Below are 7,916 nucleotides of genomic sequence, written 5' to 3' on the forward strand. Positions count from 1 at the left end.
TACCCGGCCGGACGATCGGGACAAACCATGAGGTGCGCCGGCCGGCCTCGACCGTCGCGCCGGAACCTGCCGGATCCCGGCCGCAAGCCTTTACAATCGCGGCCATGAATACTCCGAATTCCGTATCCCCTTCGTCCGCGGCGGCCCTGCCGCGCATCGCCGTGCTCGCCACCGGCGGCACGATCGCCGGCGCCGCGCCTGACGCGGCCAGCACGGCCGGCTATCAGGCCGGTGCGCTCGGCGTCAATTTCCTGGTCGACGCGGTGCCGGCGCTCGCGTCCGTCGCGCGCATCGACGCCGAGCAGATCGCCAGCATCGACAGCAAGGATCTCGCGCTGCCGCTGTGGAACACGCTCGCCGCACGGATCGACGCGCTGATGGCCGATCCGGCGGTCGACGGCATCGTGATCACCCACGGCACCGACACGCTCGAGGAAACCGCGTATGCGCTGCACCTGGTCGTCAACGGCGACAAGCCGGTCGTGCTGACGGCCGCGATGCGCCCGGCGACCGCGCTGTCGTCCGACGGCCCGCTGAACCTGCTGAACGCGGTGACGGTGGCCGCGCATCCGTCCGCGCGCGGGCAGGGCGTGCTGGTCGCATTCAACAACCGGATCCACGGCGCGCGCGATGTCGTGAAGACGAGCACCTATGCAGTCGACGCGTTCCAGTCGCCGGAACTCGGTGCACTCGGCTGGGTGCAGGACGGCCGGGTCGAATTCGCGCGCCGTGTCACGCGTTCGCGCGACACGCAGCTGGCGATCGCCGCTGCGTGGCCGCCCGTCGAAGTCGTCGCCAGCTATGCGGGCGTGACGCGTACGACAGTGGACGCGCTTGTCGCAGCCGGCGTGCGCGGTCTCGTCGTCGCGGGCACGGGCAACGGGTCGATCCATGCGACGCTGCAGGCGGCGCTGGCCGATGCGGTGAACGCGGGCGTTGCGGTGGTGCGCGCGTCGCGCGTCGGGTCGGGGCACGTGATGCGCAACGGCGCCGCGAACGACGATGCGCTCGGCTTCGTGAGCGCAGGGTCGCTGAACCCGTTCAAGGCGCGCGTGCTGCTGATGCTCGCGCTCGCGAACGGCATTCACGGCCGTGACGAACTGCAACGCAGGTTCGATACGCTGTGACCGGCTGACCGAGACGCGCGGCTCGGGCCGCGCGCGTCACCATGAAAAAAGGCAGGCCATCGGCCTGCCTTTTTTGCGTCCGTCAGTCCGGCAGGAATGCTCAGGACTGCGGCGGAATCACGAGCTTCTGGCCCGGGTAGATCCGGTCCGGGCTCGACAGCATCGGCTTGTTCGCCTCGAAGATCACCGGGTACTTGTTCGCGTCGCCATAGACTTCCTTGGCGATGGCCGACAGCGTGTCGCCCGGCTTCACGTCGTGGTACTGCACTTCCGGATCGTCCGGTTGCAGATCGTCGTCGTTGACACCTGCGACGCCCTGCACGTTGCCGGCCGCGACCTTGACCTTGGCCTTCGTGTCGAGGTCGGCGACGCTGCCCGTCAGCGTCACGGTGCGCGACGCGCCGTCGAACGCGACGGTCAGGTTCGACGTATCGAGACCCTGCGTGTTGATGTAGTTCTTGATGGCATCGGCCGCAGTCTGGTTTGCGGCATTCGGATCTTCCGCTGCTTGTGCGTCGGCATGACCCAGCAGTTTTTCACCCGCCTCTTTGATAAACGAAAGAAGACCCATCGTTGCACTCCTTAGGTGGTTGAAAAGAAAACGCGCCGTGAAGTGGCGAAAAAAACACCGCGCTGGGCGCGGTCACCGGAGGTGAACGCAAGCGCGGCGGTTTTCTCGAAAGGCGTGGCGAAAGTGTAGGCGTTCAGCGCGACGATTGCATGAAAAATCGCACGCTTGAACGTAAAGAAATGTAATACGCGAAATCCGACAGGCGGACACCCGACGACGACGTCTGACCGACCAAGGCTTCCCCGGCGCCGCCGGGTGCCGCTGCGGACCCCACCACGCCGCTCTCAGCCCAGAGCGGCGTTTTTCGCCCCGTCCCGCATGCCGACGGCAGTGCAGGGCGGGGCGCCCCACCGTGATGCGCGAGTGCGTCGCGCATCGATGCGACCGGCCGTGCCGGTCACGTGTGTCATTCGCGTGTCCGTCATCGCGACGGACCACGCGTTGCTGCATCGACAGAAGGCGGCCGCGCGAGGCGGCCCGCGTTCAGCCTGCCGTCTTCTCGATCTCGAAGTTCGACATGATCTCGAGCGCACGCACGAGCGCCGAGTGATCCCATGCCTTGCCGCCGTGCGCCGCGCACACGCTGAACAGCTGCTGCGCGCTGGCCGTGTGCGGCAGTGCGAGGCCGAGCTTGCGTGCGCCGTCGAGCGCGAGGTTCAGGTCCTTCTGGTGCAGCTCGATGCGGAAGCCCGGATCGAACGTGCGCTTCGTCATCCGCGCGCCGTGCACTTCGAGGATGCGCGATGCGGCGAAGCCGCCCATCAGCGCCTGGCGCACGCGCTCCGGATCCGCGCCCGAGCGGGCGGCGAACAGCAGCGCTTCGCCGACCGCTTCGATGTTCAGCGCGACGATGATCTGGTTCGCGACCTTGCAGGTCTGGCCCGCGCCGTTGTCGCCGACGAGCGTGATGTTCTTGCCCATCTTCTCGAACAGCGGTTTCGCGCGCTCGAATGCCTGTTCCGGGCCGCCGACCATGATCGTCAGCGTCGCTTCGCGTGCGCCGACTTCGCCGCCGGACACCGGCGCGTCGAGGTAGTCGCAACCGAGCGCGTTGATCTGCTTCGCGAATTCCTGCGTGTCGAGCGGCGAGATCGAGCTCATGTCGATCACGAGCTTGCCGGCCGAGAGACCCTTCGCGACGCCGTCGTCGGCGAACAGCACGTTACGCACGTCCGGCGTATCCGGCACCATCGCGATGATGATGTCCGCGTTCTGCGCGACTTCGGTCGAGTTCGCGACGACCTTCGCGCTGGCGCGCAGGTCGTCCGGGATCGGGAATGCGCCGTTCACGACGAGCTGGTGGTCGCCCTTGAGCAGGTTGCGCGCCATGTGCGCGCCCATGATGCCGAGGCCGATGAAACCGATGGTTGCCATGTGAAAGTCTCCTATAGGGGCGTATGCGGAAAGGGCGGTGCTCAGGCGGCGCGGCGCGCCGAACCGGCTGCGCAGCCGGCGACGCTTTGCAGCCAGCCGAGGCCTTCCGTCGTGGTGGTGCGGGGCTTGTATTCGCAGCCGACGTAGCCGGCATAGCCGAGCCGGTCGAGCAGCGCGAACAGGAACGCGTAGTTGATCTCGCCCGTGCCCGGCTCGTTGCGGCCCGGGTTGTCCGCGAGCTGGACGTGGCCGATCGAGGCGAGGTTGCGTTCGATCGTCGCGGCCAGTTCGCCTTCCATGCGCTGCATGTGATAGATGTCGTACTGCAGGAACAGGTTGTCCGAGCCGACCGCGCGGATCACGTCGAGCCCTTCCGACGAGCGGTTCAGCGCGAAGCCCGGGATGTCGAAGCTGTTGCACGGCTCGACGAGCAGGCGGATGCCTTCGCGCTTGAGCGCATCGGCCGCAAAGCGCAGGTTGTCGACGATCGTGACGAACGTCTTGTCGCGTGCGGTGCTCGCCGACGGGATGCCGACGAGGCAGTTCAGCTGCGGCACCTTCAGCGCCTTCGCGTACTCGATCGCACGGCCGACCCCTTCCTGGAATTCGCCGACGCGATCGGGCAGGCACGCGATGCCGCGCTCGCCCTGGTCCCAGTTGCCGGCCGGCAGGTTGTGCAGTACGAGGCGCAGGCGATGCGTCTCGAGCCGCTCGGCGAGTTCCTCTTTCGCGTACGGATACGGGAACAGGAACTCGACGGCGTCGAAGCCCGCATCGGCGGCCGCCTTGAAGCGGTCGAGGAACGGCACTTCGTTGAACAGCATGGTCAGGTTTGCAGCAAACTTCGGCATGAGCTAAGCCTCTTCGGTCGGTCAGTCAGTCAAAAATGTCGTGCGCTTCAGTCGAGCATCGAGATCGCGGTCGGGGCGTGCTCGGCCTTTTCGGCGAGATCCTCGAATTCGTTGATCGCGTCGATTTCGGTGCCCATCGAGATGTTCGTCACACGCTCGAGGATCACTTCCACGACCACCGGCACGCTGAACTCTTCCGCGAGCGTTTGCGCCTGGCGCAGCGCCGGCTCGATCTCTTCCGGCTTGAACACGCGCAGCGCCTTGCAGCCGAGGCCTTCCGCGACCGCCACGTGGTCGACGCCATAGCCGTTCAGTTCCGGCGCATTGACGTTGTCGAACGCGAGCTGCACGCAGTAGTCCATGTCGAACGCGCGCTGTGCCTGGCGGATCAGCCCGAGGTACGAGTTGTTCACGACGACGTGTACGTACGGCAGCTTGAATTGCGCGCCGGCTGCCAGTTCCTCGATCATGAACTGGAAGTCGTAGTCGCCGGACAGCGCGACGATCGGGCGGCTCGGGTCTGCTGCACGCACGCCGAGCGCGGCGGGGATCGTCCAGCCGAGCGGGCCGGCCTGGCCGCAGTTGATCCAGTTGCGTGCCTTGAACACGTGCAGGAACTGCGCGGCGGCGATCTGCGACAGGCCGATCGTGCTGACGTAGCAGGTATCGCGGCCGAACACCTTGTTCATCTCTTCGTACACGCGCTGCGGCTTGACCGGCACGTTGTCGAAGTGCGTCTTGCGTTGCAGCGTGCGCTTGCGTGCCTGGCAGTCGGCGACCCATGCGCTGCGGTCCTTCAGCTTGCCGGCCGCCTTCCATTCCTGCGCGACGGCAACGAACAGTTCCAGTGCCGCCTTCGCGTCCGACACGATGCCGAGATCCGGGCCGAACACACGGCCGATCTGCGTCGGCTCGATGTCGACGTGCACGAACTTGCGGCCCTTCGTATAGACCTCGACGCTGCCCGTGTGGCGGTTCGCCCAGCGGTTGCCGATGCCGAGCACGAAGTCGGACGCGAGCATCGTGGCGTTACCGTAGCGGTGCGACGTCTGCAGGCCGACCATGCCGGCCATCAGCGGGTGGTCGTCCGGAATCGCGCCCCACGACATCAGCGTCGGGATCACCGGCACGCCGATCGTTTCGGCGAACTGCACGAGCAGGTCTTCCGCCGCCGCGTTGAGCACGCCGCCGCCCGACACGATCAGCGGCTTGTCCGCGTCGTTGAGCATCGTGAGCGCCTTCTCGATCTGCGCGCGCGTAGCCGCGGGCTTGTAGACCGGCAGCGGTTCATACGTGTCGATGTCGAATTCGATTTCGGCGAGCTGCACGTCGATCGGCAGGTCGACCAGCACCGGGCCCGGACGGCCCGAGCGCATCAGGTGGAAAGCCTGCTGGAACACGCGCGGCACGAGCGCCGGCTCGCGCACGGTGACGGCCCACTTCGTGACGGGCTTCGCGATCGATTCGATGTCGACGGCCTGGAAGTCTTCCTTGTAGAGGCGGGCGCGCGGCGCCTGGCCCGTGATCGCGAGGATCGGAATCGAGTCGGCCGATGCGGAGTAGAGGCCGGTGATCATGTCGGTGCCGGCGGGGCCCGACGTGCCGATGCACACGCCGATGTTGCCCGGGGCCGCGCGCGTGAAGCCTTCGGCCATGTGCGACGCGCCTTCGACGTGGCGGGCCAGCACGTGGCTGATGCCGCCGGACTTGCGCATCGCGGAATAGAACGGGTTGATCGCTGCGCCCGGCACGCCGAACGCGGTCTGGATGCCTTCCTTCTCGAGCACGAGCACAGCTGCGTCGACGGCTCTCATCTTGGCCATGAATGTCTCCTTGAATGTGATGGATCTTGCGAATCGGTCTGTTGGGAACACTTTAGGGACGCAGGAAAGGTTTGATAAGATCAGCCGGAGTCGCTTTTTTCGAAACTAAAAGTATGGAATGACGGCCGGACGGGGCTTTCCGCCGGTGTCGGAACGGAGACGGGAGATGGATCGCTTCAAGCAGATCGAGACGTTCGTGCGGGTGGCCGATGCCGGCAGCCTCGCGGCGGCGGCGCTCGAGGAGGGGGTGTCGCCGGTCGTGCTCGGACGGCGCATCGACGCGCTCGAAAAGCGTCTCGGCGTGAAGCTGATGTACCGCTCGACGCGGCGGCTGGTGGTCAGCGAGGAGGGCGCCGCATTCCTCGAGCGCTGCCGCGGCCTCCTGTCCGAATGGGACCAGGCCGAGAACGAGCTGGCCGCCGGACGGCGCGCGGTCAGCGGGCACCTGATCGTGTCCGCGCCGGCCGCGTTCGGGCGCAAGCACGTCGCGCCGCACGCACCCGGTTTTCTGGTCGACAAGCCCGAGATGCAGCTGTCGTTCAACCTGACCGACCGCGTCGTCGATCTGGTGCGCGAGGGCTATGACCTGTCGATCCGGATCGGCGGCGCCGTCGATCCGAACTTCGTCGCGGTGAAGCTCGCGTCGAACCGGCGCGTCGTGTGCGGCACGCCCGAGTATTTCCGCCGGCATGGCCGGCCGAAGTCGCTCGACGACCTGCTCAAGCACAACTGCCTCGCGTTCAACCTGCAGGGCGGGCAGAACCGCGGCTGGTATTTCCAGCGCCACGGCAAGATCGCGACGATGCGCGTGGCGGGCAATCTCGACTGCAACGACGGCGAGCTGCTGCACCGCTGGGTGGCCGAAGGCCTCGGGCTCGGCTGGCGCTCGACGTGGGAAATCGCCGCGCAGCTCGAGACGGGCGAACTCGAGACCGTGCTCGACGAGTATGCGCTGCCCGACTACGACATCCTCGCGGTCTACCCGCAGCAGCGCTACGTGCCGGCGCGGGTGCGCTACTTCATCGACTACCTGCGTGCCGCTTACGCCAGCCCCGGTTACTGGAGCACCACGCCGTAACCGGCGCGGACGGCACGGCCACCGGATCGCCCGACGATTTTTTACGCGTCCGGCGCACGGCGCGGGAATAAACTCGACGCAACGGCGGTAAGGTCATCGAGCGGGCACGTTGCCGGTCTGTCCGGGCGCCGTGCGCGGAACGGGCGCGGCTTCGGCCGCCGGGACCAGGGAGGCCATGTGGGGCAAGCCGGACAGGCGGTCGATGAGCGGTCGGCGGACGACGCGGTTGCGCGCGGCGAGCGGTTTCGCGCGCTCGTGCTGCCGCATCTCGACGCCGCGTACAACCTCGCGCGCTGGCTGAGCGGCAGTGCCGGCGATGCGGACGACGTCGTCCAGGATGCGTGCATGCGCGCGCTGCGCTTCGTCGATTCGTGCCGCGGCGACAATGCGCGGCCGTGGCTGCTGACGATCGTGCGCCACACCTGGTACACGGAATGGCGTCGCCGCACGCATGCGCACGAGGTCGCGCTGCCCGACACGCTCGACGACACCGACGTACCCGACGACTGGCAACCGGCCACCGACGATCCGCTTGCGCACCTGCTGCGTGGCGAGAACGTGCGGCTCGTGAACGAGGCCCTCGCGAAGCTGCCGCCTGAATACCGCGAGGTGCTCGTGCTGCGCGAGATGGAGGACCTGAGCTACCGCGAGATTGCGGCGATCGCGGACGTGCCGGTCGGCACGGTGATGTCGCGGCTGGCGCGTGGCCGGCGCAAGCTCGCCGCGTTGCTGGGCGGCGCGCCGGCATCGGCGGCCGAAGGCAGGCCGGGCCGTACGCCGGCTGGCGGAACCGCATCGGAGGCGATCGATGGACTGTAACGAAGTGCGAGCGTTGCTGGACGCGGACGTCGACCGCGAGCTGTCGGCGCCCGATGCGTTGCGGGTCCAGCAGCATGTCGAAGGGTGCGAAGCGTGCCGCCGCGAGCGCACGCGAATCGTCGCGCTGGGGCGGGCCGTGCGGCAGGCCGACCGAGAACGCGACGCGCCAGCCCCACGCATGCAGCTGGTCGGTCGTCAGCAGCAGGCTCAGCAGGGCGGACACGCCGGCCGCGAGCACCGTCGCGAGCCCCTGCGTCGACATCTGCCAGCTCG

General features: G+C 67.4%; 8 protein-coding genes. 4 read left to right on the plus strand and 4 right to left on the minus strand.

From position 1 onward, the window contains the following. The first annotated feature begins 104 nt into the window (after positions 1 to 104). Positions 105 to 1,127: an asparaginase gene (locus G3N61_RS19360; RefSeq protein WP_205823336.1), complete on the plus strand. Its 1,023-nt coding sequence runs from the start codon at positions 105 to 107 to the stop codon at positions 1,125 to 1,127. 100 nt (positions 1,128 to 1,227) lie between these two features. Here the strand turns inward: G3N61_RS19360 and lysM are convergent, their stop codons facing one another. The 4 genes from lysM to gcl all read right to left on the minus strand — a co-directional run bounded on the left by lysM (position 1,228) and on the right by gcl (position 5,746). Continuing rightward, a complete protein-coding gene (gene lysM / locus G3N61_RS19365; protein WP_205823337.1) occupies positions 1,228 to 1,698 on the minus strand; it encodes a peptidoglycan-binding protein LysM in 471 nt (156 codons plus the stop codon). A gap of 483 nt (positions 1,699 to 2,181) precedes the next feature. Continuing rightward, positions 2,182 to 3,072 (minus strand): 2-hydroxy-3-oxopropionate reductase, encoded by an 891-nt coding sequence (locus G3N61_RS19370; RefSeq protein WP_205823338.1) that lies wholly within the window; start codon positions 3,070 to 3,072, stop codon positions 2,182 to 2,184. A 41-nt stretch (positions 3,073 to 3,113) separates the two neighbouring features. Next, entirely contained in the window at positions 3,114 to 3,923 is an 810-nt protein-coding gene (gene hyi / locus G3N61_RS19375; protein WP_043188167.1) for a hydroxypyruvate isomerase, read from the minus strand. A gap of 47 nt (positions 3,924 to 3,970) precedes the next feature. Continuing rightward, positions 3,971 to 5,746: a glyoxylate carboligase gene (gcl, locus tag G3N61_RS19380; RefSeq protein WP_174914744.1), complete on the minus strand. Its 1,776-nt coding sequence runs from the start codon at positions 5,744 to 5,746 to the stop codon at positions 3,971 to 3,973. Between the two features lie 166 nt (positions 5,747 to 5,912). On the opposite strand from gcl, the gene G3N61_RS19385 reads away from it, so the two are divergent. The 3 genes from G3N61_RS19385 to G3N61_RS39615 all read left to right on the plus strand — a co-directional run. Beyond that, on the plus strand, positions 5,913 to 6,824 hold the full coding sequence (locus G3N61_RS19385) for a LysR family transcriptional regulator (RefSeq protein ID WP_043188170.1): 912 nt from the start codon (positions 5,913 to 5,915) through the stop codon (positions 6,822 to 6,824). A gap of 177 nt (positions 6,825 to 7,001) precedes the next feature. Continuing rightward, entirely contained in the window at positions 7,002 to 7,643 is a 642-nt protein-coding gene (locus G3N61_RS19390) for an RNA polymerase sigma factor (RefSeq protein WP_205823339.1), read from the plus strand. After that, positions 7,633 to 7,916 (plus strand): zf-HC2 domain-containing protein (locus G3N61_RS39615; protein ID WP_241017816.1); only part of this gene is annotated, 284 nt, incomplete at its 3' end. The genes G3N61_RS19390 and G3N61_RS39615, both read left to right, overlap by 11 nt.

It is taken from the genome of Burkholderia sp. Ac-20349, assembly GCF_017104865.1.
Taxonomy (GTDB): domain Bacteria; phylum Pseudomonadota; class Gammaproteobacteria; order Burkholderiales; family Burkholderiaceae; genus Burkholderia; species Burkholderia aenigmatica.